At 61.0% G+C, this 26,215-nt stretch carries 28 protein-coding genes; 12 read left to right on the top strand and 16 right to left on the bottom strand.

The window, feature by feature from the left end:
• Positions 1 to 118 precede the first annotated feature (118 nt).
• The 4 genes from AC0L2K_RS16785 (at position 119) to AC0L2K_RS16770 (ending at position 3,860) form a co-directional block, all read left to right on the top strand.
• Positions 119 to 859 carry an ATP-binding cassette domain-containing protein gene (locus tag AC0L2K_RS16785; RefSeq protein ID WP_023799117.1) on the top strand — a complete coding sequence of 247 codons (741 nt, stop codon included), beginning with the start codon at positions 119 to 121 and terminating at the stop codon, positions 857 to 859.
• 16 nt (positions 860 to 875) lie between these two features.
• Positions 876 to 1,976: an ABC transporter permease gene (locus AC0L2K_RS16780; protein ID WP_473524736.1), complete on the top strand. Its 1,101-nt coding sequence runs from the start codon at positions 876 to 878 to the stop codon at positions 1,974 to 1,976.
• Positions 1,977 to 2,029: 53 nt separating this feature from the next.
• Positions 2,030 to 3,034: a sugar-binding protein gene (locus tag AC0L2K_RS16775; protein ID WP_023799119.1), complete on the top strand. Its 1,005-nt coding sequence runs from the start codon at positions 2,030 to 2,032 to the stop codon at positions 3,032 to 3,034.
• A gap of 76 nt (positions 3,035 to 3,110) precedes the next feature.
• Positions 3,111 to 3,860 carry a glucose 1-dehydrogenase gene (locus tag AC0L2K_RS16770; RefSeq protein WP_236377435.1) on the top strand — a complete coding sequence of 250 codons (750 nt, stop codon included), beginning with the start codon at positions 3,111 to 3,113 and terminating at the stop codon, positions 3,858 to 3,860.
• A 68-nt stretch (positions 3,861 to 3,928) separates the two neighbouring features.
• On the opposite strand, the gene AC0L2K_RS16765 is transcribed toward AC0L2K_RS16770, so the two are convergent.
• The 4 genes from AC0L2K_RS16765 to AC0L2K_RS16750 form a co-directional block, all read right to left on the bottom strand.
• Positions 3,929 to 4,504: a dihydrofolate reductase family protein gene (locus tag AC0L2K_RS16765; RefSeq protein ID WP_473531864.1), complete on the bottom strand. Its 576-nt coding sequence runs from the start codon at positions 4,502 to 4,504 to the stop codon at positions 3,929 to 3,931.
• A 123-nt stretch (positions 4,505 to 4,627) separates the two neighbouring features.
• A complete protein-coding gene (locus AC0L2K_RS16760) occupies positions 4,628 to 5,161 on the bottom strand; it encodes an SRPBCC family protein (protein WP_473531863.1) in 534 nt (177 codons plus the stop codon).
• A complete protein-coding gene (locus tag AC0L2K_RS16755) occupies positions 5,158 to 5,565 on the bottom strand; it encodes an ArsR/SmtB family transcription factor (protein WP_023799123.1) in 408 nt (135 codons plus the stop codon). Before AC0L2K_RS16755 ends, AC0L2K_RS16760 begins: the two co-directional genes overlap by 4 nt.
• A 148-nt stretch (positions 5,566 to 5,713) precedes the next feature.
• Complete coding sequence (locus tag AC0L2K_RS16750) at positions 5,714 to 6,349, bottom strand: ankyrin repeat domain-containing protein (protein WP_473531862.1); 636 nt, start codon at positions 6,347 to 6,349, stop codon at positions 5,714 to 5,716.
• Between the two features lie 407 nt (positions 6,350 to 6,756).
• On the opposite strand from AC0L2K_RS16750, the gene AC0L2K_RS16745 reads away from it, so the two are divergent.
• The 3 genes from AC0L2K_RS16745 (at position 6,757) to AC0L2K_RS16735 (ending at position 9,209) form a co-directional block, all read left to right on the top strand.
• Positions 6,757 to 7,995: an MFS transporter gene (locus tag AC0L2K_RS16745; RefSeq protein ID WP_473531861.1), complete on the top strand. Its 1,239-nt coding sequence runs from the start codon at positions 6,757 to 6,759 to the stop codon at positions 7,993 to 7,995.
• A 104-nt stretch (positions 7,996 to 8,099) separates the two neighbouring features.
• The gene (locus AC0L2K_RS16740) at positions 8,100 to 8,663 is read left to right on the top strand and encodes a histidine phosphatase family protein (protein ID WP_473531860.1); all 564 of its coding nucleotides are present in this window, start codon (positions 8,100 to 8,102) and stop codon (positions 8,661 to 8,663) included.
• 57 nt (positions 8,664 to 8,720) lie between these two features.
• Complete coding sequence (locus tag AC0L2K_RS16735; protein WP_473531859.1) at positions 8,721 to 9,209, top strand: VOC family protein; 489 nt, start codon at positions 8,721 to 8,723, stop codon at positions 9,207 to 9,209.
• Here the strand turns inward: AC0L2K_RS16735 and AC0L2K_RS16730 are convergent.
• Both AC0L2K_RS16730 and AC0L2K_RS16725 read right to left on the bottom strand, forming a co-directional pair.
• Positions 9,187 to 9,660: a c-type cytochrome gene (locus AC0L2K_RS16730; protein ID WP_473531920.1), complete on the bottom strand. Its 474-nt coding sequence runs from the start codon at positions 9,658 to 9,660 to the stop codon at positions 9,187 to 9,189. The two genes, AC0L2K_RS16735 and AC0L2K_RS16730, sit on opposite strands and share 23 nt — an antisense overlap.
• Positions 9,578 to 10,828, bottom strand: a complete 1,251-nt coding sequence (locus AC0L2K_RS16725) for a PQQ-dependent sugar dehydrogenase (protein WP_473524745.1) — start codon at positions 10,826 to 10,828, stop codon at positions 9,578 to 9,580. The genes AC0L2K_RS16730 and AC0L2K_RS16725 overlap by 83 nt, the downstream gene beginning before the upstream one ends.
• Before the next feature lie 404 nt (positions 10,829 to 11,232).
• On the opposite strand from AC0L2K_RS16725, the gene AC0L2K_RS16720 reads away from it, so the two are divergent.
• Together AC0L2K_RS16720 and AC0L2K_RS16715 are read left to right on the top strand one after the other, a co-directional pair.
• Positions 11,233 to 12,243, top strand: coding sequence for an Lnb N-terminal periplasmic domain-containing protein (locus AC0L2K_RS16720; protein ID WP_473524746.1), 1,011 nt, complete (start codon positions 11,233 to 11,235; stop codon positions 12,241 to 12,243).
• Between the two features lie 158 nt (positions 12,244 to 12,401).
• Positions 12,402 to 13,256, top strand: a complete 855-nt coding sequence (locus AC0L2K_RS16715) for an aldo/keto reductase (protein ID WP_128247039.1) — start codon at positions 12,402 to 12,404, stop codon at positions 13,254 to 13,256.
• A 117-nt stretch (positions 13,257 to 13,373) separates the two neighbouring features.
• Here AC0L2K_RS16715 and AC0L2K_RS16710 read toward each other — a convergent pair whose 3' ends face one another.
• Positions 13,374 to 15,521, bottom strand: a complete 2,148-nt coding sequence (locus AC0L2K_RS16710) for an alpha/beta fold hydrolase (protein WP_473531858.1) — start codon at positions 15,519 to 15,521, stop codon at positions 13,374 to 13,376.
• 176 nt (positions 15,522 to 15,697) lie between these two features.
• Between AC0L2K_RS16710 and AC0L2K_RS16705 the strand changes: the two genes are divergently transcribed.
• On the top strand, positions 15,698 to 16,036 hold the full coding sequence (locus tag AC0L2K_RS16705) for a hypothetical protein (protein ID WP_473531857.1): 339 nt from the start codon (positions 15,698 to 15,700) through the stop codon (positions 16,034 to 16,036).
• A gap of 69 nt (positions 16,037 to 16,105) precedes the next feature.
• Here the strand turns inward: AC0L2K_RS16705 and AC0L2K_RS16700 are convergent, their stop codons facing one another.
• The 6 genes from AC0L2K_RS16700 to AC0L2K_RS16675 form a co-directional block, all read right to left on the bottom strand.
• Positions 16,106 to 16,411 carry a hypothetical protein gene (locus AC0L2K_RS16700; protein WP_023799134.1) on the bottom strand — a complete coding sequence of 102 codons (306 nt, stop codon included), beginning with the start codon at positions 16,409 to 16,411 and terminating at the stop codon, positions 16,106 to 16,108.
• A gap of 139 nt (positions 16,412 to 16,550) precedes the next feature.
• On the bottom strand, positions 16,551 to 17,357 hold the full coding sequence (locus AC0L2K_RS16695; RefSeq protein WP_473531856.1) for a class I SAM-dependent methyltransferase: 807 nt from the start codon (positions 17,355 to 17,357) through the stop codon (positions 16,551 to 16,553).
• A 160-nt stretch (positions 17,358 to 17,517) separates the two neighbouring features.
• Positions 17,518 to 18,570, bottom strand: coding sequence for an acyltransferase family protein (locus AC0L2K_RS16690; RefSeq protein ID WP_473531855.1), 1,053 nt, complete (start codon positions 18,568 to 18,570; stop codon positions 17,518 to 17,520).
• A 543-nt stretch (positions 18,571 to 19,113) separates the two neighbouring features.
• Entirely contained in the window at positions 19,114 to 20,106 is a 993-nt protein-coding gene (locus AC0L2K_RS16685) for a polysaccharide deacetylase family protein (RefSeq protein WP_473531854.1), read from the bottom strand.
• A gap of 4 nt (positions 20,107 to 20,110) precedes the next feature.
• The gene (locus tag AC0L2K_RS16680; protein WP_287345458.1) at positions 20,111 to 20,833 is read right to left on the bottom strand and encodes a class I SAM-dependent methyltransferase; all 723 of its coding nucleotides are present in this window, start codon (positions 20,831 to 20,833) and stop codon (positions 20,111 to 20,113) included.
• Positions 20,834 to 20,966: 133 nt separating this feature from the next.
• Positions 20,967 to 21,500 carry a hypothetical protein gene (locus tag AC0L2K_RS16675; protein ID WP_473531853.1) on the bottom strand — a complete coding sequence of 178 codons (534 nt, stop codon included), beginning with the start codon at positions 21,498 to 21,500 and terminating at the stop codon, positions 20,967 to 20,969.
• A 251-nt stretch (positions 21,501 to 21,751) separates the two neighbouring features.
• Between AC0L2K_RS16675 and AC0L2K_RS16670 the strand changes: the two genes are divergently transcribed.
• Both AC0L2K_RS16670 and AC0L2K_RS16665 read left to right on the top strand, forming a co-directional pair.
• On the top strand, positions 21,752 to 21,940 hold the full coding sequence (locus AC0L2K_RS16670; protein WP_128246943.1) for a hypothetical protein: 189 nt from the start codon (positions 21,752 to 21,754) through the stop codon (positions 21,938 to 21,940).
• Positions 21,937 to 22,338 (top strand): thiol-disulfide oxidoreductase DCC family protein, encoded by a 402-nt coding sequence (locus AC0L2K_RS16665; protein ID WP_473531852.1) that lies wholly within the window; start codon positions 21,937 to 21,939, stop codon positions 22,336 to 22,338. The genes AC0L2K_RS16670 and AC0L2K_RS16665 overlap by 4 nt, the downstream gene beginning before the upstream one ends.
• A 207-nt stretch (positions 22,339 to 22,545) precedes the next feature.
• Here the strand turns inward: AC0L2K_RS16665 and AC0L2K_RS16660 are convergent, their stop codons facing one another.
• From AC0L2K_RS16660 to AC0L2K_RS16650, 3 genes are all read right to left on the bottom strand, one after another.
• Positions 22,546 to 24,027, bottom strand: coding sequence for a thiol-disulfide oxidoreductase (locus AC0L2K_RS16660; protein ID WP_473531851.1), 1,482 nt, complete (start codon positions 24,025 to 24,027; stop codon positions 22,546 to 22,548).
• 371 nt (positions 24,028 to 24,398) lie between these two features.
• Positions 24,399 to 24,587 (bottom strand): hypothetical protein, encoded by a 189-nt coding sequence (locus tag AC0L2K_RS16655; RefSeq protein ID WP_123148143.1) that lies wholly within the window; start codon positions 24,585 to 24,587, stop codon positions 24,399 to 24,401.
• Between the two features lie 327 nt (positions 24,588 to 24,914).
• Positions 24,915 to 26,189 (bottom strand): NAD(P)/FAD-dependent oxidoreductase, encoded by a 1,275-nt coding sequence (locus tag AC0L2K_RS16650; protein WP_473531850.1) that lies wholly within the window; start codon positions 26,187 to 26,189, stop codon positions 24,915 to 24,917.
• Positions 26,190 to 26,215: the final 26 nt, after the last annotated feature.

Genomic DNA, 26,215 nt, shown 5'->3' with positions numbered 1-26,215 from the left:
CTCCAACAACGGATGCCGGTCTCCTTCGAATAACGATTGTGTCGAATACATTTCGCTGATTAGCTATCTTGCATAAGTCCGGGACAAGATTGGCAAATGTTGTCCGGGGAGGACCGCGATGCCGGTGCTTGAGGTTCGCCACGTTTCGAAGAATTTCGGGGCCATCCAGGCCCTGAGCGACGTCAGCTTCCAGGTGGAGCGAGGCGAAGTCGTGGGTCTGATGGGGGACAACGGCGCCGGCAAGTCCACCGTGGTCAAGACCGTGGCTGGCAATTTCCCGCCGAGCGACGGCGAAATTGTCGTGGACGGCGAGGTTTGCCATTTCCATAAACCTGTCCAGGCCCGCGCCAAGGGGATCGAAGTCGTTTATCAAGACTTGGCGCTCGCCGACAATCTGACGGCGGCGCAGAACGTCTTCCTGGGCCGCGAGATCAAGAAAGGCTTTTGGCCGATCAGAGTGCTTGACAAGCAGGCGATGATCGACCGCTCGGCAGCGCTGTTCAGGGAACTCAAATCGGAAACCAGGCCGCGCGATCTGGTCAAGAAGATGTCCGGTGGGCAGCGCCAGGCGGTAGCCATTGCGCGAACCCGGCTTTCAAACGCCAAGCTGGTGTTGATGGACGAGCCGACCGCCGCCATCTCGGTGCGCCAGGTGGCGGAAGTGCTCGAATTGATCCGGCGCCTGAAAGCGCAGGGCGTCGGCGTCATGCTGATCAGCCACCGCATGCCTGACGTTTTTGCCGTCGCAGATCGCATCATCGTGCTCAGGCGAGGTTCCAAGGTTGCCGACAAGGACACCGGCAACACATCACCCGAGGAAATCACAGGACTGATAACGGGGGCCATCCGTGGCGAATAGTGTTCAGGAGCCGGTTATGGTTCAGGAGTCAGCCGAGAAAGCCGGCCAGCCGGCCATGTCGGACTTCGTCCCGACCAAGGAACAGACAGCTTTCCAACGCGTGATTTCAAGTCAGCCCTTCTGGGTGACGATCGCGCTGATCGCGCTGGTCATCTTGATGACAGCGATGGAGCCGAGCTTCGGCACCTCCGAAAACGTCGCCAATGTGACGCGCAATCTTGCGCCTTTCGGCATCATGGCGCTCGGCATGACGGTCGTCATCATCACCGGTGGCATCGATCTGTCGGTCGGCTCGATCATGGGTCTCGTGGTCATCGTCGCCGGCCTGTTCCTCACCTGGCATTATCCCTGGTACACCGCTTTCGCCATGGGTCTTTTTTCCGGCCTGGCCTGCGGCGCGGTCAACGGATTTTTTGTCGCCTATGTCGGAATGCCGTCCTTTGTCGTCACGCTCGGCATGCTGTCCGTCGCGCGCTCGCTGGCGGTGGTTTTCTCGGCCAACCAGATGCTTTACCAGTTCGGGCCCGATGCTCCGATCGTGAAGGCGATCGGCCAGGCGAAATGGCCGCGGCATGGACCCGAGGACTGGGCGCCGCACTGGATACCGGAACTGTCGTCGCAATTCTGGACCATGGTGGTCCTGGCGCTGATTGTCGGCTTCGTGTTCAACTTCACTGCCTGGGCCCGGCATCTGTTCGCAATCGGCGGCAATGAGGAGGCGGCACGGCTCACCGGCGTTCCGGTCGACTGGATAAAATTCCAGGCCTACCTTTTCTCTGCCTTCACCGCCTCGATCGCCTCGCTCCTGCTGCTCGGCTACAACGGCTCGGCCATCAATGCGATGGGCCAGGGCTACGAACTGCGCGTCATTGCGGCGACAGTGATTGGCGGCGCCAGCCTGATGGGCGGCGCCGGCACGGCTTTCGGTGCGGTCATCGGCTCGGCGTTCCTCGAAGTGATCAGGAATGCGCTGCTGATGGCCGGCATCGATTCAAACTGGCAGGGTGCCTTCGTCGGCGCCTTCATCGTTCTTGCGGTTCTTTTGGGCATGCAAACCGGCGGCAAGTCGATCCTCGCCGCGTCGCTGGCAGTCCTGATGCCCAAAAAGCACCGCTAGAAACCCGCCGGCGGGAGACCTGCGGGACGTCACACCAAGGAGGAGAACTTCACATGAAGAAACATCTGCTGACGGCGGCTGTCGCGCTTGGCGCCATGGTGCTTGCCGTTTCCGGTGCCGAGGCGAAATACACCTTCGCCCTGGTGCCGAAGAACATGAACAATCCTTTCTTCGACCAGGCACGCGACGGCTGCAAGAAGGCCGAAGCCGAATCGAATGGTGCCCTGGAGTGCATGTATATCGGCCCCGGCGAGCATGGCGGCGGCGACGAGCAGGTACAGATCGTGCAGGATCTCGTGGCCAAGAGGGTGGACGGCATCGCCGTATCGCCATCGAACGCTGCGGCGATGGCGGTTGCGCTGCAGGCCGCCAAGGACGCGGGCATTCCGGTCCTCACCTGGGACTCCGATCTGCTGCCCGAGAACAAGGACCTGCGCGTCGCCTATATCGGCACGCACAATTATGAGATCGGCACGAACCTCGCCAAGCTCGCCATGCAGATCAAGCCCAAGGGCGGCACGATCTGTATCCAGTCGGGCGGCGCGGCGGCCGCCAACCACAATGAGCGCATGCAGGGCATTCGCGACACGCTTTCGGGGACCAAATCGGCGGCCTCACCCGGCGACCGCCTGACCGGACAGAACGGCTGGACCGAAATCGAGGGCTGCCCACTCTACACCGACGACGACTTCCCGCGCTCGGTGCAGCAGTTCGAGGACATCATGGCGAAAAACCCGAACCTCGATGCGTTCATCCCAACCGGCGGCTTCCCGCAGTTCATCCCCGATGCCAACCGCGCCGCGGTCGCGCCGTACAAGGAAAAGATAGCCTCGAAGGCCCTGGCCTTGGTCGTCGCCGATACGCTTCCGGTGCAGATCGACCAGATGAACGAAGGTTTCTCGCTTGGCCAGGTCGGCCAGCGGCCTTTCGAAATGGGCTACAAGACGATGATGGCGCTGAAGGACATGAAGGACGGCAAGGCTCCGCCGGCCGACCCGACCTACACCGGCCTTGACATTTGCACCCCGGAGACAGCGGATACCTGCATCGCCAAATAGTGCTCCAAATAGCGTTAATTGGGCGGGAGCAAACTCCCGCCCTTTTCATAGCCCGCCCTTTTCTTGGGGGATATCAATGTCGGAATTGTTCTCGCTCAACGGCCGTGTCGCGCTGGTCACCGGTGCTTCGCGTGGCCTCGGCTTCGCCATGGCCAAGGCACTTGCGGAAAACGGCGCGACGGTGATCGTCAATGCCCGCGATCCGGCGGCGCTGTCCGCGGCGGCCGAAAGGATCGGTGCCGAAGCCCTGCCGTTCGATGTCACCGACGCGGCGATCTCGAGGGCGTCGCTCGAAGGGATTGTCGAACGCCACGGCCGCCTCGATATTCTGGTCAACAACGCCGGCATCCAGCATCGAAGTCCGTTGGTCGAATGGCAGGACGAGGATTTCGACCATGTGATTGCCGTCAATCTTTCGGCCTGCTTCCGTCTGATGCGCGACGCGGTGCGCCTGATGCTGCCAAACAAGTTCGGGCGCATAATAAACACCGGATCGGTTGCGGCGATCCTTGGCCGTCCCACCATTCACGCCTATGTGGCGGCAAAGGCGGGCCTGCACGGGCTGACACGCTCGACCGCCGCTGAACTGGGCCGCCACGGCATCACCGTCAACGCGATCGCCCCCGGCTATTTCGCCACCGAGCTCAACACCGCACTTATGAGCGACGAGGCCTTCACCAAATGGGTCGAGGCACGAACCCCGGCGGGCCGCTGGGCCCAGCCTGAGGAACTCGGCGGAGCCGTGGTGTTTCTCGCCTCAGACGCTGCCGCCTACGTCAACGGCCATGTGCTGGCCGTCGACGGTGGGCTGTCGGTTTCCCTCTGACCGCGACGTGCCTTTCAGGAATAAATTTCAGCCGGGCAGCGCTGCGAAATCTGCGAAGACCGGCTGAGTTAGCCAATTCCAAAGACCAGGCTCACGCGCCCATCTGTGAGCTGCTGAACCTTCCGCAGTTCAAGCCCGCGACGATTTTGCGTTGCTCCAAACAGCGCCTTCCCTTCGCCGACGAGCAGTGGATAGAGGATAAGCCGTAGTTCATCCACCAGCCCGGCATCGATGAGGCTCGCGGTCATTCGCGCACCGCCCATGAGATAGATATCCTTGCCTGGCTGCTGCTTCAGGGCAGCGATGTCTTCGAGGCTCCGGACGAAGCACGTCTTTGGCCAGGCCGCCGAAGTCATCGTGTTCGACAGCACATAGTGCGGGGTCTGTTCGGCAAAGCGGGCCCATTCGAGCTCCGCCGGCGTCGGCAATTTGCCGGTCATCGGCAACGGCTTGTCCGGCTCATCCTGGATCGCGCTCCAGTAGCGCTCGTAGCCGGCGTACATGATGCTCCCGAGCAGGCAGGCATCGATTTGCGGCATCAGCCCATACTCCTCCGACCACGCGTCGACCCATTCCGCGTAACCCTCGGGTCCCTCCATCTTGCCGTCGACGGAAATCTTCATTCCGGCGATCAATTTGCGCATGACTTCCTCCATCAGGCTTGCCCAATGCAAGCACGTTTCATCGTTTCATCGTTGCTGGTGTGCGAGCCTCCACGGGCGAATGCCGGTGGAGGCTGGGCGGTGACTTCAGCCGACGCGGTCGTGTCAGGCCGGCAGGCGGCGGTCGTATTCTGCCCGCAGGCGGCTCCAGCCATCCCAGAACGAGGTCGGCGTCTTTCCGGCGAGGCGGGCGGCCAGCATGTCGAGGTGCATGTGCCAGCCGGCGGTGACGTTGAGCTGGATTGCGCGTTCCGGCAGCCGGCGATGGATGACGGTGAGCAGCACATCATTGCCCTTCGGCTCCAGCAAGAAGGAAACCCCGCCGGTGTTTCCCCAGGTAATGGCGAGCTTGTAAGGTTGATCGAGCTCGGTGATCCGGCCCTCCATCCGATGCTCTTCGGGAAAGCCCGCGGGGCGCTGGCCGAGCGGATCGGTCAGTTCGTCGTTACGCCAGATCAACTCGAACGACGGGCCGGCCTTCATTTCCATCTGGCCAGCAGCCATCCACTGCCGGCGCAGGTCGCTCTCGGTGAGATAGGCCCAGACCCGCTCGATCGGGCCGGGCAAAAGCCGCTGGATGGTGAACGTCGCGGGCTCGGTCAGCTCGCCATAGGCTTCGATGGTTTTCATCTGGTTCATTGGTCGTCTCCTTCTTTTGAGGCGGGCGATTTCCTGGAATCATCCTGGGCCCAGGAATCACCCGGGGCTTTGCGTGCGTCCTGCTCGCGAAGCAGACGCTCGAGGACATCGAGACGGTTGGTCCAGAAGCGCTCGTAGAAGCCGAGCCATTGGTGGGCGCTGGCCAGCGGTCCGGGTTCGAGGCGGCACAGATGTGTGCGGCCCCTCACCTCGCGACGAATAAGCCCTGCATTCTCCAGCGTCTTGATGTGTTTGGAGGCGGCCGCCAACGACATGGCGAAGGGTTCCGCCAACTGGCTCACCGTTCGCTCGCCGCCGGCGAGGTCGCGAAGCATGTGCCGGCGGGTGGCGTCGCCAAGCGCGTGAAAAACCGCGTCGATCTGGGGTGTCTCTAATTCAACCATGTAGTTGAATATAGAGGCACGCTTTCGAATTGTCAACCGATTGGTTGAATGATCTTGGAAGGGAGTTCCACAGGCGGTCTGCGGCGATCGAAGACATTCGGCAAGTGCAAGAGCCGCGGACATGGTCACCGCGGCGGAAGCGGGACCTTCACTTGCCTTCGAAGAAAGTATGAATCGAGACTTCCAGCTTTTCGATGAGTTGAGGGTTATGGCAGCTTCCAGCCCAGATCAAGGCGTTCAGTCTCATATCCTTGTTGAGAAAGTTCATTTTCCGGGAATCAAGCAGGTATCCCGCGACCTCGTGGTGCCGTCCCTTGATAGCCTCGATAAGCGCGTTGTTTCTTCCGGTCTTGTCAGTAAGATTCACGTCGGCGCCATACTCGACAAGCAACTTAACGATATCCAGATGCCCGTTCTTTGCTGCTTCAATAAGGGCCGTTCTGCCGTAGTAGTCGGCTCTTGCATTAATCTCTATTTCGGGATGTTTCACGAGGGCTAAAATAGAGGAGTAGTGGCCCTTGGCCGAAGCAAGGCTCAAAGGCGTGCTCTTCCATTTGTTTCTGGAATTCACATCGATTGCTGGGTGTTCGATCAACGCCTCGACCGCCGCGGTGCGGGCATTGAGGGCTGCGAGATGAAGGGCTGACCAGCCGCCGCCGTCCGCCTCGTTGATATTGGCGCCGGCCGCCAATTCCGCTCGAACGGCCCCCGCATCGCCGCTTTCTGCCGCGATCAGCAGATTCGACCAACCTCTCGCCCCTTCGACTTCCAAGCTCTCGGTCAATGCAGTCGCCTCCCCGAATGCTCCCTGCAGGATACCATTGTTCCGGTTCGGCCGACATCCACCGAATGACCGGCTTCCATCGAAAAGCCTTTCTCATTCGACGGTGTCCGCAAATACAATCCGAGAGGGGAAGAAGGAGAAGATAGCGAACCTGAGCTTGAGCGAGAGGCATGATGCCTTTGAGTGCCTGACCTAAGAGCGCAACGGCGTCCGACTGACTTCACTCGCATGCAGAGTGGCGAGGACGCCGAAGTCGGACTGGCTGGTTGGTAATCGGCATGGAAGTTCGACCGGCTCGAACGTGAAGCCAGGCCTCTGATCAAAGCGGAACTGGCCGATATCCTCCGGCAGCGGAGGCCGATAAAGACGAACAGTAAGCGCGCACTCTATCGAGAAACAAAGGGATCATGCAGTCCTTCAGTGCATTCGTCGTCAACAATGTCCGCTGGCTCGCGGGCGCCTTTTTGCTGACCCTCGTCTCGTCCTTCGGGCAGACCTTCTTCATCGCCTTGTCGAACGGCGATATCCGCGAGACGTTCGGGTTGAGTCACGGCGAGTTCGGCGGGCTCTACATGCTGGCAACGCTGCTTAGCGCGGCGACCCTGCCGTTCCTGGGGCGGCCGCTGGACCGGTATTCGACAGTGACCATGGCGATCGCGACGATGCTCATGCTTGCCTGCGCCAGCATTGCGATGGGGTTCGCCGGGTCGCTGCCAACGCTGCTCCTTGCGCTCTACCTGCTGCGCCTTTTTGGCCAGGGCATGATGACCCAGACCGCTCTGACGGCAACAGGCCGCTGGTTCGCCGCGAACCGGGGCCGCGCCGTCTCGGTCGTCACGCTTGGCTTTCATGTCGGCGGCGCTCTGCTGCCTTTCCTGTTCGTCCTCGTGGCTGGCATCGTCGGCTGGCGGGGAAGCTGGTTCGTCTGCGCAGCCTTCATCCTGGTCGTGGCCTTGCCTCTGGTTTGTGCGCTGGTCCGGAAGGAACGCAATCCGCAGAGCGAGGCCCAGCCGAGGGCGCAACGCGCAGTGAAGCACTGGACGCGGGCGGAAGTCCTGCGCGATTCCACCTTCTACGCCATCTGCCTGGGGGTCCTGGCTCCCGCCTTCGTCGGCACGACTATCTTCTTTCACCAGGTCTATCTAACCGAGCTCCGGGGCTGGCCGCTGCCACTCTTCGCCGGCGGCTTTGCCGTCCTGTCCGCCACGACGATGGGTTTTGCGCTTCTGGCCGGGTGGCTGATCGACCGCTTCTCGGCGGTCCAGCTGCTGCCTCTATTCCTTCTGCCGCTGGCGCTGGCATGCTTCGCGGCTGCCTATCTGACGGCGCCTTTCGCCATCTTCGTCTTCATGGCGCTGCTTGGCATCAGCTACGGCTTCTCCTCGACCCTGGAGGGCGCCATGTGGCCGGAGATCTACGGCACCGCGCATCTCGGCGCGATCCGCTCGGTTGTGGTAGCCGTGATGGTTCTGGCCTCGGCGATGGGCCCCGGCATCACCGGATACCTGATCGACGCCGGCGTCGACTACGCGCTGCAACTGGCCTTGATGGGCGTCTACAGCCTGGCCGCCGCCTTGCTGATGTGGCGGGTATCGCGGAAGCTGACGCGGGGCCTGTCTCGCGGCTGGAATCTTTCCAGCTCCTGATCGGTCCTGAAATCGTCGACACCAACATTTATGTCGCTACTTGCGGAATGAAGTGCTGGTCCGCGTCAGGCTGCCAATCGGAAAGGTGAGAAGCAAGATGCGAATTGGACGTCGGCGATTTCTTGTCCTGTCGCTCGGAGCGGCTGCCTTCGGCACAGCCCAAGCCTCCGGGCCACTCTGGGCAGCCCTGCGATCCGGAGAAGCCATTGCGCTGCTGCGGCCATGCCGCGGCCCCAGGCTCCGGCGATCCGCCTGGCTTCAGGCTCGGTGATTGCAGCACCCAGCGGAATCTGTCGGAACAAGGTCGTGCGCAGGCCCGCGCGATCGGCGACCTGTTCCGTGCGAACGGCATCTCGTCGGCAGCCGTCTATTCGAGCCAGTGGTGTCGCTGCCTCGATACCGCTCGCCTGCTCGGGATCGGCGACGTCGTGCCTCTTGAGCTGCTCAATTCGGTCTTTGGCGACAGTTCGGCCGCAGAAGTGCGCACCGCTGCCCCTCTGGCCTGGCTCCGCGGGCAGCGTTTCGGCGGACCTGTGGTGCTTGTCACGCATCAGGTCAACATCACCGGCTTGACCGGCGAGGTGCCGGAGAGCGGCGAAATGATCATCGTCCGTATTCACCAAGCTGACCCCGTGCAGGTCATCGGGCAGGTTGCCACGCCGGCTTGAGCATGATGGCCTTCGACCCCATCTCGTGCAGCATCGCTTCAGTCGTGGAACAACGACATGCGAGGAGAGATCGAAGGGAGTGATGGCATGGCTATCGATTTCAACCACACAATACTGCCGGCCCGCGACAGCGAGGCGTCGGCAAAGTTCCTGGCGGAAATGCTTGGCCTTTCCGCCCCGAGGCGCTGGGGGCCTTTCCAGATGGTCACCACCGAAAACGGTGCCAACCTCGACTACATGGATACCTCAGGCGAAATCAGGCCGCAGCATTACGCCTTCCTGGTCAGCGAAGCCGAGTTCGACGAGATCTTCGGCAGGATTCCTGAACGGGACCTGCCGTACTGGGCTGATCCTGGCCGGACGCAGCTGGGCGCGATCAATCGCCACGACGGCGGCCGCGGCGTTTATTTCGAGGACCCCAACGGTCATCTACTCGAGATCATTACCCGTCGTACGGCAGCGGCGGATGGAACCCGTGATCGCTCGGTGGCGTGGCCAGGCGGCGGACGTCTGCGAGCTGGCCTCATGGCGGAACCTGAACGGTGATCTTGATCGATGAATAATAGGCGGCGACATCAGCTATATCCTCATCGCTCAAGCCCTTGGTCACGACAGTCATCTGCTCGTTCTTGCGCTCGCCTGTCTTGAAGGCGTTCAGCGCCTTGACAAGATAAGCCTCCTTTTGCCCTGCTATGTTCGGCGCGTCAGGCAGCTTGGCGATGCCGTCCTTGCCATGGCAGACTTGGCACTTCAGCATGATTTTTTTTCCCGAAGCGGCATCACCTCCAGCCTGCGCAAGCGACGAACAGGCAAAGAGCGCAGCCAGACTGACGATCAAACGCCTCACCCCGAACTCCCTTATCCATAGAGAAGCAAACCAGGCAGCAGCAGAAGGCTGCCGCCTGGCCAGTCGCTTAATCGCCGTAGGAAATCCGCCAGACGGCCCCGGCCAAATCGTCGGACACCAGCAGCGAACCGTCTTTGAGCATCTGAACATCGACAGGACGGCCGAGATACTCGCCATTCTCGTTCAGCCAGCCGTCAGCGAACACTTCAGCTTTGTCCGCCGTGCCGTCCGCCTTGAGCGAGGTGAACATCACCCGTGCCCCCACCGGGTCCACGCGGTTCCAGGAGCCGTGCTGGGTCGAGAAGATGCCGCCGCGGTATTTTTCGGGGAACTGCTTGCCGGTATAGAACGACAGCCCGAGATCGGCCGCGTGAGCCTCTTGCTCGACCTCCGGGAAGATCACACCTTCGGGGACTGTTGCGTCCTTGTACTCAACCGTACGAACCTTGCCGCCGCCATACCAGGGGAAGCCAAAATTCTGGTCCGGTCCGGTAACACGGTTCATTTCACCTGGGGGAATGGTGTCGCCCATGCCGTCGACCTGATTGTCGTTCACCCACAGTGTCTTGTCCTTTGGGTTGAAATCCAGGCCGAGGGGATTGCGCATTCCGCGCGCATAAATTTTGCGGTCGGTACCGTCCTGCTTCATGCTTATGATGCCGCCGATGCCGAGTTTCTCGAATTCCGGGAGCACTTCGGGGGCTGGCACATTGAACGGCTGGCCGATGGTAATATAGATGCGGTTGTCAGGCCCAACGCGACAGGTTCGGGCCGTGTGATTGTAGCTCTCGTTGGATGCGGGTATCAGCTCGCCCTGCTTCACGATCGGGAAAGCCGCGACATCGGGACCTTCATAGAAAAACTCGGCCGCCGGGAACCACAATACGCGGTTCTGTTCGACGACGTAGAGGTGGCCATCCCTCGAGAAACAGACGCCGTTCGGAACCGTCATTTTGATCGAAGGCGCAAAGGCCTTCACGTCGTCGGCGACGCGGTCCTTGTTGCGGTCGGTCATGGAGTAGACCAGCTCTTTGCGGGTACCGACGAAGGTCACCACGCCCTGCGGTCCTACGGCGATATGACGCGCGTCGGGAACGATGGCATAGAGAGAGATCTTAAAACCATCCGGGACTTTGACCTTCGCTGCAATGGCTTTGAGGGCTTCGGCGTTTTCTCCGGTTTGCGGGATCGGCTCCATCATCGGTGTGCCGGTCGTCTTGAAGCCGCCAAGTTTCTCGAGATTTTCGTCCTGCGCAAAGGCGGACGTTACGCAAAGGGCGGCAGCGCATGACAAAACGAAAGCCAGTTTCTTGATCACGATATCCTCCCACGTGGCCAGCTTCGGGGCATCTGTGGCAGTCAGACACAACGTTGCGGGCGGTTGCTTTTGTGCGAAATTTCCAGCGCCGAGCACGATCTTCCGGTCGGGACCAAACGACCGAAAGCGTTGCCTAACTCAATCCCCCTGACAGTCACCTGGGGCTGCAGCGGTTGCCGCCACAGCATAACATGTCGGCCCGCCGGGTACCAACGATGAACGGCAAGCTGGCCGGGGCTTTTCAACCAGTCCTCTTATCGGCTGGCCGGGCGTGCGCCGAGTTGGCGCAACAGCCCGAATGTGCTCCAATATCGCCATGTAGAGCTGCCTTCGGACGTCCGGTGAAAAAATGGCATCCAGGCAATTCTAGGCCACCACAGAGCGGCCCGCCAGAGGGGGAATAAATGCGTCGCATCGCTCGGATCTCGCTTGCCATCATCCTTTCGCTGGCCGTCACAATCCTGACTGCCTGGGCCGGACTTGCCATGTGGTATCGTCTGCCTGTGGCTGAGCTTGGACGGGCTCTGGCCGGCGTCCTGTTCATCTTGTTCGGCCTCGCCACTATCATCGCCCTCTTCAGCCGGTTTCGCATCAGGGCGCTTGTCCTGTTTGCAGCTGCGTTAGCTGTGGTTCTGGTTTGGTGGAGCACCATCAGGCCTTTCGATCACGCGGACTGGGCGCCCGACGTCGCCCGTCAGGTAACCGGCACACGCGACGGAAACCTGTTGACGCTGACTGATGTGCGCGACTTCGAGTGGCGTAGCGCTACTGATTTCACCGAACGCTGGACAACGCGGACCTACGACCTCTCCAACGTTCAGACGGTGGATCTCTTCATGTCTTATTGGTCCGGGACCAAAATCGCCCATGTCATCATAAGCTTCGGCTTTGCAGGAGGTGACTATCTTGCCTGGTCGATTGAGGTGCGGCGCCATGGAGGCGGCAAGTTTTCACCCATGGCAGACCTGTTCAAGAGCAATCCCCTGGTCATTATTGCGGCTGATGAGCGAGACGTCGTCGGCGTCAGGTCAAACGTTCGTGGAGAGGATGTCCAAATCTATCGGCTAAAAGTGTCACCGGAAGCGGCCCGGGCGCTCTTGCTGGAATACGTCTTGGACGCAAATGCACTTTCCACGACTCCAGAATTCTATAATTCCATCACGACGAACTGCACGACCACGATCGTCAAGATGATGCGAGCCGTCGGTGACGTGGTGCCTCTTGACTGGCGCCTCATCGTTAACGGCTATCTTCCCGAATATGCGTATGCACGGGGTGCGCTCGATGTCAGCTTGCCGATGTCGGTTTTGAGGGAGGCAGCCCACATTGACGGCCGTGCGCGGGAGTCGGGCCTTTCGCCAGACTTTTCGAGATCGATCCGGATTGGCGTGCCATCCCCCGGTCCAATTTATTGATCTCTGGAATCGTGTTTGGAAACGCTGGGCGGTTCGAACCGGATCTCATCCCGGCTTCACGGCGCACTTCTACTTTCTCCTCCTGTCGACTCGCATTGGCGGACGCCGCGCCTAGATAAGCACTGCGCCGGGGCGGAGCGATGCAGAAGGACCTGAGCATGCCTGAACAAATTACCCTGACTAAAGTTGAGCAGATCACATTGAATGATGGCTCAGCCATTCCCCAGATCGGCCTTGGCGTTTGGCAGGTCGATCCAGCCATTACGGCCCAAGTCGTGAGTTGGGGAATCAAGGCCGGCTACAGACTGATCGACACCGCCGAAGGCTACCAGAACGAGGAGGGCGTCGGGCAGGCGATCCGCACGGCTGGCGTGCCGAGAAGCGAACTGTTCATCACCTCGAAGCTGCGAAACGGCGCGCATCAGCGTGACGCCGCCCTGCGGGCTTTCGACGAGACGATGAACAAGCTGGGCATCGAGCAGATCGACCTGTTCCTGATCCACTGGCCAGTGCCCAGCCAGGGCAAATATGTCGAGGCGTGGAAGACGCTGATCGAACTCAGGCAATCCGGCCGGACCAAGTCGATTGGCGTTTCGAATTTCAACCACGACCATCTGGAGCGGATCATCGGCGAAACTGGTGTCACACCCTCAGTCAACCAGATCGAACTCCATCCCCGGTTTCAACAGCGCCAGACCAGAGAATTTCACAGCACGCACAACATCCGCATCGAAAGCTGGAGCCCGCTGGGCAGCGGCCGGCTGTTGAGCGACCCGACCCTCGAAAAGATCGCCGGAAAACACCGCAAGTCCGTGGCGCAGGTGATCATCCGCTGGCATCTTCAGGAAGGGCTGATCGTCATTCCAAAGTCGATCCACCAGGACCGGATTGCCGCCAATTTCGACGTCTTCGATTTCGAGCTGGATTCAAAGGACCTCGAGCTCATTCGAGGTATGGATTCATCAAACGGCCGTACGGGCGCGAACCCGGCCACGGCTGCGTTCCTGTTCTGACGAGCGACGGACATCGGTCAGATCAGCGAAGGCGGATGGCGTGAGGGCAGCGGCCGCTTGGCGACGGCCGGCTGCCCGATGCCGAACCTGCACGCCGCGATTTGTTGTCGGCCAATGTCAGACAGCCAGTTTACTGACGGAAAAAAGCTGCAGGCCACCGGGCAGCCCGCTCGCTTCCAGTTCGCCATGCCCTTCGAATGTCAGGCCGGAGCCGACTACCAGATCGCGCACCGTCCGCGACGCGATGATCTCGCCCGGCCGCGCGTGATCGAGCAGCCGCGATGACAGCTCGATCGCAACGCCAGTGAAGTCATCGCCGCGCACTTGACATTCGCCGGTATGGACTGCCGAGCGGACATCGAGACCGGAATGCCTCAGGCGATGACGGATCGCGATCGCGCACTGGATCGACCGCGTCGGCCGTTGGAACACGGCGAAAAATCCGCTTGCGGAGCGCCTGATCTGTCTGCCTTCGGCAGCGAGCAGTTCGCCGCGGATCTCTTCGGCGTATCGCTCGATCAGATCTGCGCCGACACCAGAAGGGGGGCCGGCTATCTCCAGGGACAGCACCGACACCAGAACCCCTTCGCCCGGCGCTGCCGGCAAGGTGCCGGTGACGAAGGTCTGGATCTCGTCGACCAGGCGATCGGAATTCTCGCCCCAGATTACGTGATCACGGCCGGCAAGCTCGATGTATTTGGCGCCTTCGATATGCGTTGCCAGGTAGCGCCCCTCTTCCGGTTTTACCCAGCGGTCGCCCGCCGTCTGCACGATCAGTGTGGGGACGTGAATGGCTGGGAGAAGGGCGCGAACATCGATTTCGGTGCCCCAGCGCCACAGCGCGATCGCGTCGGCTGGCGAGGCTGAACTCCTGAGGTAAGCGGCGAACCATTCTCTTTCGAACGCGTCGTTCATCAGGCTGGGTGCCGCATTGCTCATATCCGCCGGCTCCCCCCACTGTCGCTCGATGGCGGCCAGGTCTTCTTCCACCTGCTCGCCTGTCCTTGCCCAAGGGTAATCCTTCGACCATCTGCCCCTGGCATAGGTTCCGTTGAGCACAAGTGCCGCCGTGCGCTCGGGATAGGTCGCCGCGAACAGCATGCACATGGGACCGCCCTCGGAGCTGCCGAACAGAACCGTGCGCTTCGAGCCGACCGCATCCAGCACCGCCCGCATGTCCTCCATCCGTTCTTCCAGGGTCGGCAAACCGACATTTCGATCGGACAGCCCCGTGCCGCGCTTATCCATGCGGATCAGGCGCGAGAAGGCGCTGAGGCGATGGAGCACATGCGAAAGCCGCGGCGACGACCAGGCAAGGTCAAGGTTGGAGACCCATCCAGGCACATAGATCAGGTCGACCGGGCCGTCGCCGGTCACCTGATAGGCGATGTTGATCCCGGCCGATTTGACGTAATGGGTCGCGGGGCGCATCGGCTCGGCCGGGAACGCCGGCCGCTCGCCGGTTCGGGCTGGCGACGGTGGCGGCGTCTGGGAAGACGACGCCGAGGCAGCTGCCCGGGAGGCGGCTTGCGGTGTCATGCGGCGCGTCCGCAGGTCTTCATAGAGATGTCGGGTTTCCGGCTCGGGCTGCAGGTTCAGTTCCCGCTGCAGCGCACCGCGGCAATTTTCATATTGCTTCAGCGCGAGAGTGAGCCGGCCCTGAGCCGCATAGGCTCGCATCAGGGCGCGGTGGATATCCTCCCTCAGCGGCTCCATGGCGAGCAGGCGCGTTGCCGAGCGCACGCATGAGGCAGGATCGTTCGTGGTGCAGTAATGCGCGACGAGCTTGTCCAGTGCCGCGACGGCCATCGCCCTCAGGCGCTCGCGCTCGACCCGCAGCCAATCCTCGAACGGCTCCTCCTTCAGGCCGAAGCCGTCGAGCAGGTCGCCGCGATAGACGACAAGCGCCTGTTCGAGGTGCTCCGGTTCGGAACCGGCGGCCAGCGCCTCGAACCGCACGACATCGAAATCAAGATCGTCGATATTGAGGGTAATGCTGTCGCCGTCGGTCAGGAACGTTCGGCCATCGGATCCGTCCATCCCTTTCCTGATAGCCGATAGGGCCTGTCGAAGGCTCATCCGCGCCTGGGCCTCACCGTTGCCGCCCCACAAAAGCGCGGCGAGCTTCTCGCGTGACTGCGAGTGTCCGGATTGCAGGGCGAGATAAGCCACCATAGCGCGCGCCTTGCGGCTGAAAACCGGGGTCGCCGCTGCGCCTCCGGCGAAGTCGAAACCGCCCAGCAGACAGAGATGAGGGTGCGACATCGGGTCCGCCCACGGCCACAACTTTGGTTGCGATCCTTTCCTGTAGTTGTCCCTAATTCAACCGTCATTTTCATCGGCCTGGCGTTTTCACGAATCCTTCACGCTAGCCCCAACGCGCCTCTCACGTCCGTGGTGGAGATTGTCCGGACGAGCAGCCCTTATTTCAGGAGGACACTATGCTACGCCCGAGTTCGTCCGAATGGCCCATCTGGCATGATGATCCCTGGCAGAATGAGCAGCCGCGCGGCGGCCCGTTACGCCACGATATTGCGCTTACGCATTATCTCGAGAAGCAGCGGGCCTGCCGGGTATCAACGGTCCGCTCGCTCGATTTCCGGACCACAGCGATCCGCGCATGCGCGCTGATCGCGCGACTTGGGCGTGATTTTTTCCGGCGACTGCAGCCATTCAAACCGCGCATCGCTATGAACAATACACTTAAGTTGACCGACGATATTGGCTTGAGGCTGGCGCAGATCGAAGCAGAGATAAGCAAGTCGTTCCGGAGTCGGTGAGCACGAGAGCGGGTTTCGGCTCGATCCCAATGGCCTTTTTACGGTGAAAACTCCCCTTCGCGCTCAGCCTCATATCCCCGATCCATCCAGCAGCGGGACATCTTCTTCGTCCCAGGGGCTCGGCAATGAACCCTTGCTCAGATTGGCTGTCGGCAGTGGCATCCAGCATTTCAGCTCGGGCTCGGCGTATTCAACCACGCGTCCGGGCGACGAGTCGGAAGCGCGCCAGCCTTCGCTGCCGAACTGGTCGGCTCGAGACCAGTAAGCCAGGTCGACTTCCGCCGGCCCCTGTTCAGACGGCCGAACCGTGACAAGGATTCGGCTGCCATCCCTTGGCGCGCTCGACATGTGACGCCAGCGATCGGGCTCGTCCATCGTAATCTCCTCGCGCAATCTGCATCTCGGCTGTCCAAACGAATAGTCGCTTCGCGCACAAGGCCGGTCAACCCGAACTTTGCGCCGGCAGTCTATGATTGGCCGCCTGCCGGTCTGGCGCGACATGGGCTGCCGGTCATCAGCGCACCTTCGCCTTGACTGCCCAGGCTCTCGTTTTCAGGGGAATGGACCCGCCCTCGCCGCGCGGCAGACTGTCGCGGAGCCTCTCCATCAATCTCTGGCGAGCTGCGGGGTCGAGACTCATGCAGTAGCCGGGCGCCGGTCCCGCACCCAGGGTGAAGGGACGCCAGTAGTCGTCAAAGTCCTTGAACACGGCCGGCATTTCAATCCGGGTGGAGTCGATGGAGCCCAGGCCGGCCTTCTCCGCGAGATCGGTCAGTCCATCTTGTGTGCAAAATGGAAAACGCCTGTCCTCGGTAAGGTCGATGGCACCGGGGTCAAGCGCCGTCGCAGCGGTCCAGAAGGCCCGCATGAATTCCACTCCTCCGCCAGGATAATCCCACACATAGAAGCCGATCGTCGCTCCAGGGCGGGCCACTCGCCGCATCTCGGCGAGCGCCTTTTGCTTGTCGGGGACGAAGTTGAGAACAAGCGCCGACACGACCATGTCCTTGCTGCCCGATTCGACTGCCAAGGCCTGCGCATCGCCTGCGAGAAACGCGACACGCTTGCCCGGCACGTTTGCCCGCGCCTTGGCGAGAAACCCCTCCGACGGGTCTATGGACACCAGGCTCCTGGGATTGCAACGGGCCAGGATGGCTGCCGACAGCGCCCCGGTTCCGCAACCCACCTCCAGCCAGTCCAGACCCTCCGCCGGATCGAGCCAATCCAGGAACGGTGGAGCGATCTGACGGCTCCATCGCCCCATATAGAGGTCGTAGCTATCCCCGGCCTGCCAAGCGTCGTGGCGCGTTGCCTCAGCCATCGCAATCTCCTCCCCTGATGATTTTCGACCCGTCGGACCGCGAGAATACGCCCGCCGCCCTCGCGGGAACAGGGCCAGGAAGGTCTGTCCGGGGGATCGTACTCGGACGCCGACACGCGCACGCCCCGGGGCCGGCAAGGCAGACGATCCGCGTTCGTGCTCAGCCTGCCCGGAAGGCGAGGCTCCGCCTCATCAGTTGGATGCTGAGCGCCAGGTCTCCGCTTCCGATGAACCAGGGCGACAGGATGCGGGACGACCTCAGTCCGCGATAGAGAAGATAGGGAAGTCCGAGCGACAGGGCGATCAGCGCCAACTCGGAAGACATTCCGAAGTCCCGCAGCGTGAAATGAACGAACTGATGGACGAACATGATCACCAGGGAGGCTGCGCCGATTTCCGCCAACGGAGCGATGCGCAAGCTCGGCATCGCCATGAAGCGGATGAGGCCGAGGATAAAGGTCGAGATCGCCAATGCAACGAGCAAGCCGAGAAGTGGCGGGCCGAAAATGGCGTTCTTCATGCTGAAGGTAAAGTCGGACCCTGTCCGCGCCGCCGCCAGCGCGACCCCAGCAACCGCCACGACAAACACCGCCGACCACAGCGCGCTCATGCCGCGTTCGCGCAGGAAATGTCCGAACCAGAATGCGCCGATGGCGAGCGGCACGTTCGTCAGAGCCAGCGGCGCGCGCACGTTCTGCCAATAGGCCTGGATTGAATAGGCGAGGCCGACGGATGCGCCGACGAAGATCAGCATGCCGGGATCGGTCGGTCCGCTGGTCCTGATCGCGACCTCGTTGTAGACGAGTTGCGTGGCGACGAGGCAGGTGACGAACCAGAACACGCCGAGTTCGCGCGTCAGGTGCCGTCCGCCCAACAGCGCGTCGGTGATGAGTTCCCTGATCTGCCAGGGCGCCGGGGTGTCGCCGCGCAAAAAGTCCACAACGAGCACGCTCGCCATGATCGCGCCGAGAAACATTACATAGGGAATGAGCAGGCCCTGGACGCGCTTCCGGAAAAGCGCCTTCCTCTCCGTGACGGCAAAAAGGTAGCCGGATATGATGAAGAAGAACGGCATGAAGAACAGCGATGCCGTAAAGTAAATCGGGTGCGCCCAGCGCCAGGTGCTGTGGTCGAGGACGTGGGCCATGACGACGAGGGTGATTCCCAAGCCCTTGGCAGTGTCCAGCCAGGTCTCACGTACGGGAAGGTTCAACTTCAGCGTTTCCTGGATACGGCTTATCGGCCGGCCCGGTCCTTCGGTTTCGATGGCGATTGTGCACCGCATCATACTTTGTGGCAAGTGCGAATTGGCTCGGCTTCACGGATTGCCGATAGTCCCATTCAGTCGGGCGATACCATTCGGCTCTACGCCTACATGTTCATAGGGCGTCAACATCCGGAAAGAGCCCTTTCGAGCCTTCGGGGGCCGTTTTCCGTTCAAAAATCCGACATGCGCGCGACCAGTGCTGCTGACCCGTTGGCGACATTCAAGGTTCGGGGCAAGGGCAAATCGCGACCCCAATGTGGACGTCGGCGAGGCTCCACAAGCTGTTGTGATGTCGATGCGCCGCGAGAGTCGGATCGTGGCGTTCGCTCGGTGGGCCCTTTGCTCAAGAAGCAGATCTGCCAAGCCGTGATGGCGCAGAATTTCGTACTTCCGATCGTGGAGACTGGCGTGATCTCGACCCGACTGAAGGCCAGATCACGAACTGAACAATGACGCCGCGACCGCGCTCGCCGAACATCGGCTTATGCATCAATTTGCGTCCAGATATCCGACAATGCTCTCGTTCGTCATCATGATCCGCGGCAGCACCAGAGGGAGGTCCGTGTTCGCCACAGGTCTGGGGTAGGCCGACACGGCGCAGACCAGCCCCGACTCTTTTGCGCATTCGATGGTCAGGTCGGAATAGTCGCCATAGGGGTAGGCGAATGTGGTGCATCGGCGGGACGACAGGTCCTCGCACGTCCGGCAGCTTTTTTGGATCTCCTTCAGCTGGATGTGCCGATCCCACAATGGGAGGGAAACGTGGGTGTCCGTGTGACCTGAAATGTCCAAGCGCGACCTTCGCGAGAGCATTCGGGCTTCATCAATCGTCATGGGTCGGTGGCTGGTTCGAGGCGCCAAGTCACTGCCGACCTGGCGAGCGAGTGATTCGATTGCTTGGTACTGCACATCAAAAGAGGCCGGCTTCAGAACCTTCCAAAGCTTGAGATAGGCCTGCTCGCGCGCAGTTCGAGGCGGCTCGTGCATAGCTCGCCACCCTAGGCCCAATTGATAGTCATCGGCCTGCTCACCCAGATCAACATGAGCATCGCGACCGGCGACGACGAGGGAGGCTGGTCCTGCGGTCCTAGGATCGAAGATAACCCGTTCGAGAGCATCGTTCCAGAACTCGTCGGTTTTCCCGAGCATGGACGTTACCAGAAAGAACGTAGCAGGAAGACCGAGCGTTTCCAGGATAGGCGCCGCGATTAAGGCATTGCACGCGTAGCCGTCGTCGAAAGTAATGGCTGCAGCGTCAGGTGGAAGGCTTCCTTCAATGTGCCTCGATGCGAGTTCGCGCAACGGCAGCACACGTCTCGTCTTTGCGAGGTCCCGCACCTGCTTCTCGAAATTGGTTGGCGAAACGGCGAGTTCCCACGGGTCCAGGTCCGTTGCAGCGATGCGATGGTACATCAGGATCACCGGCTTGAAGACGCAGCGACGTAAAACGCGGCGCAACCTTGTCTTGAGCGTCCAAGCCATTCTATTAGCCCTTTGTGGCGCATATCCCGATGGTGACAGGAAAGTGATGATCCTGCTCGTGTAGCATTTCTGGCTTGAGCTCTTCCGCAGCAATACCTTCGAGAAAGCATACCGCAGAGCAGACGTTTCCATAGACAGCAATATGCGTCGAGTCCGCCCCAAAGACATCCGAGAACAATCGGCGAGCGGAAGCTTCCGTCAGCGACCAATACCAGGTTTCATATTCCTGATGATGATCAATGGGCGTCAGGCCTGGCACCGTTACAAGTACGGTTCCACCGCTCTTGAGGAGCCGGAAGAGCGCAGAAACGGCCTTCTGCAGATCAAAGATGAGATGCAGAGTCTGGGTCAGTACGATCGCATCGAACTTATCGTTCCATTCTGCGCCCAGGCTCGTGAGGTCGCCGACGATCGTCGCGCGGGTATTTTCAGGGCGCAAGTCGACGATATCACGCTGTGTCGTTCTCGGTCCTCCGAAGCGAGCCGTGTAGTCGTCGTCGACGACTTCAAGCGTTCTACCGTGGATGCTTGACGCGTGTTCCGCCAGAAATCTTTCGATGTAGATACGATCAATTGGTGTTCCGCGATCATACCCGAAATTTCGACTGATCGGATCCGTCCGCTCAAAGTCGCCAAAGCGCACCCTTCCGACGCCGGGTCGGTCATATCTCATCAGCCGCCTCAATCGTTTCTTGACGATTTTCGGCAAGAGGCGATGGGCAAACATTCTACATTTTGCGTAGCGAACTCCCCAGGCGCTCTCAGGCATCACATGCTGTCGGGTCCTGCCAAATGGTTTCACGCCTTGGCTTCGCGCTACTGGGGCTGCTGCCCTCTGAACGGTGAGCACCGTACCTTGGTCATCGACCTAGCTCCCGAGGGATGCGAACTCGGCCTGACCACCTTTCGACGTGATTGCAACCCCATGTTACGGGTGTCAGTCGCGGGGCGCAAGACCTTCGTAACCTGGCGAGTGGCCCCGCGCCTCGGAGCGGGCGCGGCATTCGTTCCACCGAGTTCCGGGCTGATGTAGGGCCCGCCATCATCCAGCAGCGCATCGAATTCGCCAAGGTATTCGACGACGGCGGCGCCGCGAGCAATGCGCGCGGCCAGTTTGGCGAGAGCCAGCTGGAGCTCAGTTTCTCGTTTGCGCTGGTCCTGATAATTCTGCTGAAGAAGAAGATGAACAGAGAAACGCCAATACCGATCAGGATCACGCCAAGCTGGGAAAAGATGTTGCGATTATATTCCAGAAGCTTTTCACGATGGCGCATGTCGTGGCGCGCGCTGTGCGCCACACGAATATTGACGATCAGCGAAAGGATCAGAAGCCCGGCACCGACCAGGATGAGGCCGCGGATGAGGAAATAGCCATGGCCTGAGTTGAAATCCATGCGTTTGCCGCGTCCCTGAACCCCAGACCGCGCAGACTAAAATTCAGCAGTCCGCTTGATTTTCCGCCGATCTTCACCCATTGTTGCGCTGCACAATATCGGGGTAGTGCCGATGTGTCAGTTCAAGGCCTTTCGATAGGAAACGTTGACCCGCGCCGGTTACCGTTTTTGCGAAAGGCGGCCGGCTGTTGAAATCGATCGCGCTTTGACGTCGGATCGACCAGGTCCGTATCAAGCAGCAAAGGACCAAGATGCTTCGCGACCTGCCCGCCTACAAGAAAATGTTGATGCTCGGCATTATCGGGCTGGTGCTCGTCGCCATCCTCGACGCCTTCAGCAACCTGCCCGTCATCTCCGGCTGCGCATTCTACAGCAATTGCGCGATGGATGGCGCCGTAGAAGCACCGATCGGGCACAGTCAGGATCCGACGCTGCAATGAAGCCACCCGGGAAGACGGCGCTTATCATCTATGACGGCGACTGCATCTTCTGCCAAAGCTATGTCCGCTTTGCCCGGCTGCGCGACGCGGTCGGTCCTGTCGAGCTGCTCGACGCGCGCTCCGGCGACCCGCGCGTTGCCGAGTTTCAGCGCCAGGGCTTCGACCTGAATGAGGGCATGCTCTTCGTTTTCGAGGACCGCGTCTACCACGGCGAGGAAGCCATCAATCTCCTGGCGATCCTCAGTTCCTCTTCGACGCTTTTTGGCTGGCTCAACCGCAGGATTCTCTCAAACAGGACGGCGGCGCGGCTGATCTATCCGGCGCTCAAGCTCGGACGCCGGGCCACCCTGCGGCTTCGCGGCCGCTCGCTGATCCCTGCAGATCTCGAACGGCGCTAATTCAATTCATGTCGCGCAAAAGCATGCCCTCGGGCCCTGATCCGAGGGTGCGCAGTGGTTTGCAACAACGACATGAACTTAAAGCGACGCGTGACTCTTGCAATCGCGAGGCGCTTTGGACATTTCCCGGCGAAATGGAGGGCTTAAGTCGACTGCCCAGCGACATCTATCAGTCGACATCTCCAGTTTCGTTCGTGAGAACGGCGCTCAGTGGGTGCAGGCCTTCGGCCGCGAGAAATCCACCAACTTGAACATAAGCAACTTGCGTTCGATGAGGCTGGGCATTTCGCCCGCGAAGGTCGACGCGTTAGCCCGGGTAATCGTCTCGCCGTCCTTCACGTAAGTCACCCAGGCCTCCGGCTTCCGGCGCAGCTGTTTCTTCAAATCGAGGAGGACGTGGTGATTGCCCGCCCGCGACTGCCGGACGAGATGAGGCTCCGAGGAATCAACGATCTTCACCACCTCGTTCTGATAGTTGAACAGGTATGGTGGCTTGGGAAAGAGCAGATGATTGGTCTGGCCGGCTTCCGTGTGCAGATTGCTGAACATGTTGATGGAACTCTCCGTCTTGAGCCCGACATAGGGTGACAGGCAGGAGAGGAAGAACAAGCCCGGCACCAAATAGACCCAGAGCGGCTGGCGCGGCGAGGAAACAGTCTTGCAAGGCAGATTCTGCAGAGCCACATAGGCCAGCACGACCATCGCCGCGCCGCCCACTACCGCCCAAATGAGGATCCAGACGGAGTGGACCATCATGTCGAAGGAGCGCCCGGGAAAAGCATAGGTGAGCAGAATGACGAGAGTGACCGCCAACAGCATCACGGCCGCGCCCGGCAGCAAGATCCCGACCCGGCCGAACGTCTCGCGCAGCGGATTGGTAAACTCCAGCGAGCTGCGATAGAGCGCTTCGCTGGCGGGCGTAGGGATGCTCAGCACATACAGCGCAAACACCAGGCTGGAAAAGTCCATGTACCAGGAATAGGCCGAGATCGGAATCACGTAATGGAAGACGAGTGCGAGAATGAATCCCACGGCGAAATAGCGCTTCCAGTAGAGAGACACGATCGCGATCGCCTCTATGACGAAGGTTGCGAAGATCGCAAGATACCGGCCGAAAAGATCGTCCTCGAGGCCGAACGGACGAGCCAGAGGAGCGTAGAGGCCCACCGCGCAACTCACGGAAGGATCGAGGAAATCGGTGTTGATCTTGTGGAAGATGCCGTAGAAATACATGATGGCGAGCAGCGCCCGGGCGACGACCCGGATCTGCTGGTAAAGGGCCATCCGGTCCAGGGCGGCGCCGCGGCCGGCGGCCCGTAGATAGAGCACCGCTGCGCTGAGCAGGATAGCCCCATTCATCACCGCCGTGATCGTCTTATTGTTCGAAGCGACCGGCATGCGCAGCGCGTACAGCACCAGCGATACCATCACGAGCCCGATCAATAGCTCGGTTCGCCGCGGGTACAGCAGGAGAAGCAGGCTGAACAGGACGACCGACCAGCTCAGGGCGGCAAAAAGCGGCCCCTTGTAGCCAAGCATGGAATAGATATCACCGGCGATACTCAAGATCGCCGCCATTGCCCAGAAAGGGGCAAATGCGGACAACCCGTCAAATGTGGTGTCCCGTCCGCTGACTTTCGTGATCTTGCCGCGACCAACGTTCCATAACGGCGTCGTGCTCGAGTACACCAGTTAAGCCCCCTCAAGTTGCCCTGCAGGTTCTTTGGCGTCCAACTGGGGACGACTTGCCGCCTTCGGAACCGTTGCTCTATGTTGCACTGCAACATCAGCACGGGCGCAGAGTAAGAGTCAATCCGGCGTTGTCGGTAGCTCCTGCTACCGAGCATCAGCCATTGGGAGAGGGTACGGCGGACCCAAAGCGGGATGCGTTTGAATTGAACTGGCCATCCCGCTCCATTTGTTTCGCCCGCACCTGCATGTCTCCCAAGGCGCGCAGCGGTATCAAGACAAGGACATGTCAAGGCCAATGACATGTATAGAAACAATAACTTGAAGCGGCGCATAAATCCTGCGGATGCGCCGCGCTTAGGGTTCGCCGACTAACGCTGCTTTGCCGTTCTGGGAAATTCCACCACGTCCGCGGGCGGACGCTTGTACTGGGCTGCGGCAATTGCATCGATCAGGATGTCCAGGGCGGCACGAGCCGCGCTGCTCGTCTCGTCATCGCCGCGCAAATAGTGACAGGCTCGTTCAAGATGGAGGTGGGCGGCGGCAAAGTCACTTGTCATGGATTCTCCTTTTGCCCGCCGCCCGACAAGGATGGCCCATTCGATTTACCCAAAGGCGAACATCCACAGCCGGATTTGAATCAATTATGGCCGGTTAACCAGATCTTCAGCATCGCGAGGCGACCTTGCTGCTGCGGACATGTGTTGAGTTCCGCCTCAGGCAACAGACCCGCTCCGGAGACCGGGGCGGGTTTTGCTTGAATGGTGCTTCGGGTCGAAGCCGGCATCCGCAATTGGCGCAGGCAAGCGTCGGTTGGGGGACAGAAGAGGATGCCGAACGCCCATCCAATGCTCACGCTGCGCTACTGCGGCCGAGCCGACGTACCCTCATGCATCGAAGCGGTCCGCTGCAAAGGGTGCGAGGCGGTCAGGATCGCCGCGTCCGGCAATCAGGTCGGCAACCAAGCGGGCCGTGATCGGCGCCAGAGTGAGGCCGAGATGACCGTGACCGAAGGCATGGATCACCCTGCAGCTGCCACGCGACAGACCGATGACCGGCCGGGAATCGGGCAGCGACGGCCGGAACCCGAGCCATTCGGATGAAGGCCGGCCGAGTTGGGGAAAGAAATGCCTGACGCCGCGATCGAGCAAAGCCAGCCGGCGCGGATTTGCCGGTGCTGCAAACCCGCCGAGCTCGACGGTTCCGGCGACACGCAGCCGGCCGGTCATCGGCGTGATGTAAAAGCCGAGATCGACAGGACAGACCGGACGATTGAGCAGAGGCGCTTCGGTCGGGAATTCGAGATGATAGCCGCGTTCGGTCTCGAGCGGGACGCCGTCGCCGGCCTGCATCGCCAACGCCCGCGATTGCGCGCCCGCGGTGATCACCACCGTGTTCGCCTTGATGCGCAGGCCGGAACCGCCGAGCCTGACACCGTCCGCATCGACCCGCAGCCCGGTTATAGCAGCCTGCGCCACCGACACGCCGCGGGCGGTCGCTGCATCGAGCAGCCGCCGCATCAGCGTCTTCGGATCGGTGACGTTCATCGAGTCCGGGAAGTACAGGCCGCAGGCCCCCGCCGGGGGCAGGCTTGGCTCGAGCGCGGCCACCTCTGCCGGCGTCAGAACCTCCTGATGCACACCAAACCCGGCGCGCAGCGCCCTGCCCCCAGCGGCCTTGGCGAAATCGCTCTTGCGGCGATATAAGTAGAGACAGCCGTTGCGGCGCATCAGGTCGGCCATATCTGCCTCTTTCAGCATCTCCTCCCAGGCCGGCAGGGCCTCAGCCAGAAGCCCGGCGAGCGCCAGCGCGTTGGCGCGGGTGGCCGCCGGAAGCGACTGCCGCACGAAGCGGACCAGCCAGGGCGCCAGCTGGAAAAATGCTGTCCAGCGCAATGCGAAAGGGCTGTCCGGATCGAGGAGCAGTTTTGGTAATTGGCGCAGCACGGCCGGGTTGCCGACCGGCATGCAGGCATATTCGGCGAGCGTTCCGGCGTTGCCGAACGAGGCGCCGGAACCAGGCTCGTTGGGGTCGATGAGCAGCACCTCGCGCCTCTCGGCCGCAAGCCGGAGCGCCGTTGCCAAACCGACAATGCCGGCGCCGACTATGGCGACTTCCACGGTTTCCGGTGCAGCCACGACCATATCTTCTTGTTTGACCATGATCTTTTCCGAAAACCGGCCGCCAC

It is taken from the genome of Mesorhizobium sp. WSM4817, from assembly GCF_055811135.1.
The sequence above is the reverse complement of the archived record's forward strand: the minus strand, read 5'-3'. Positions and strand labels throughout refer to the sequence as shown.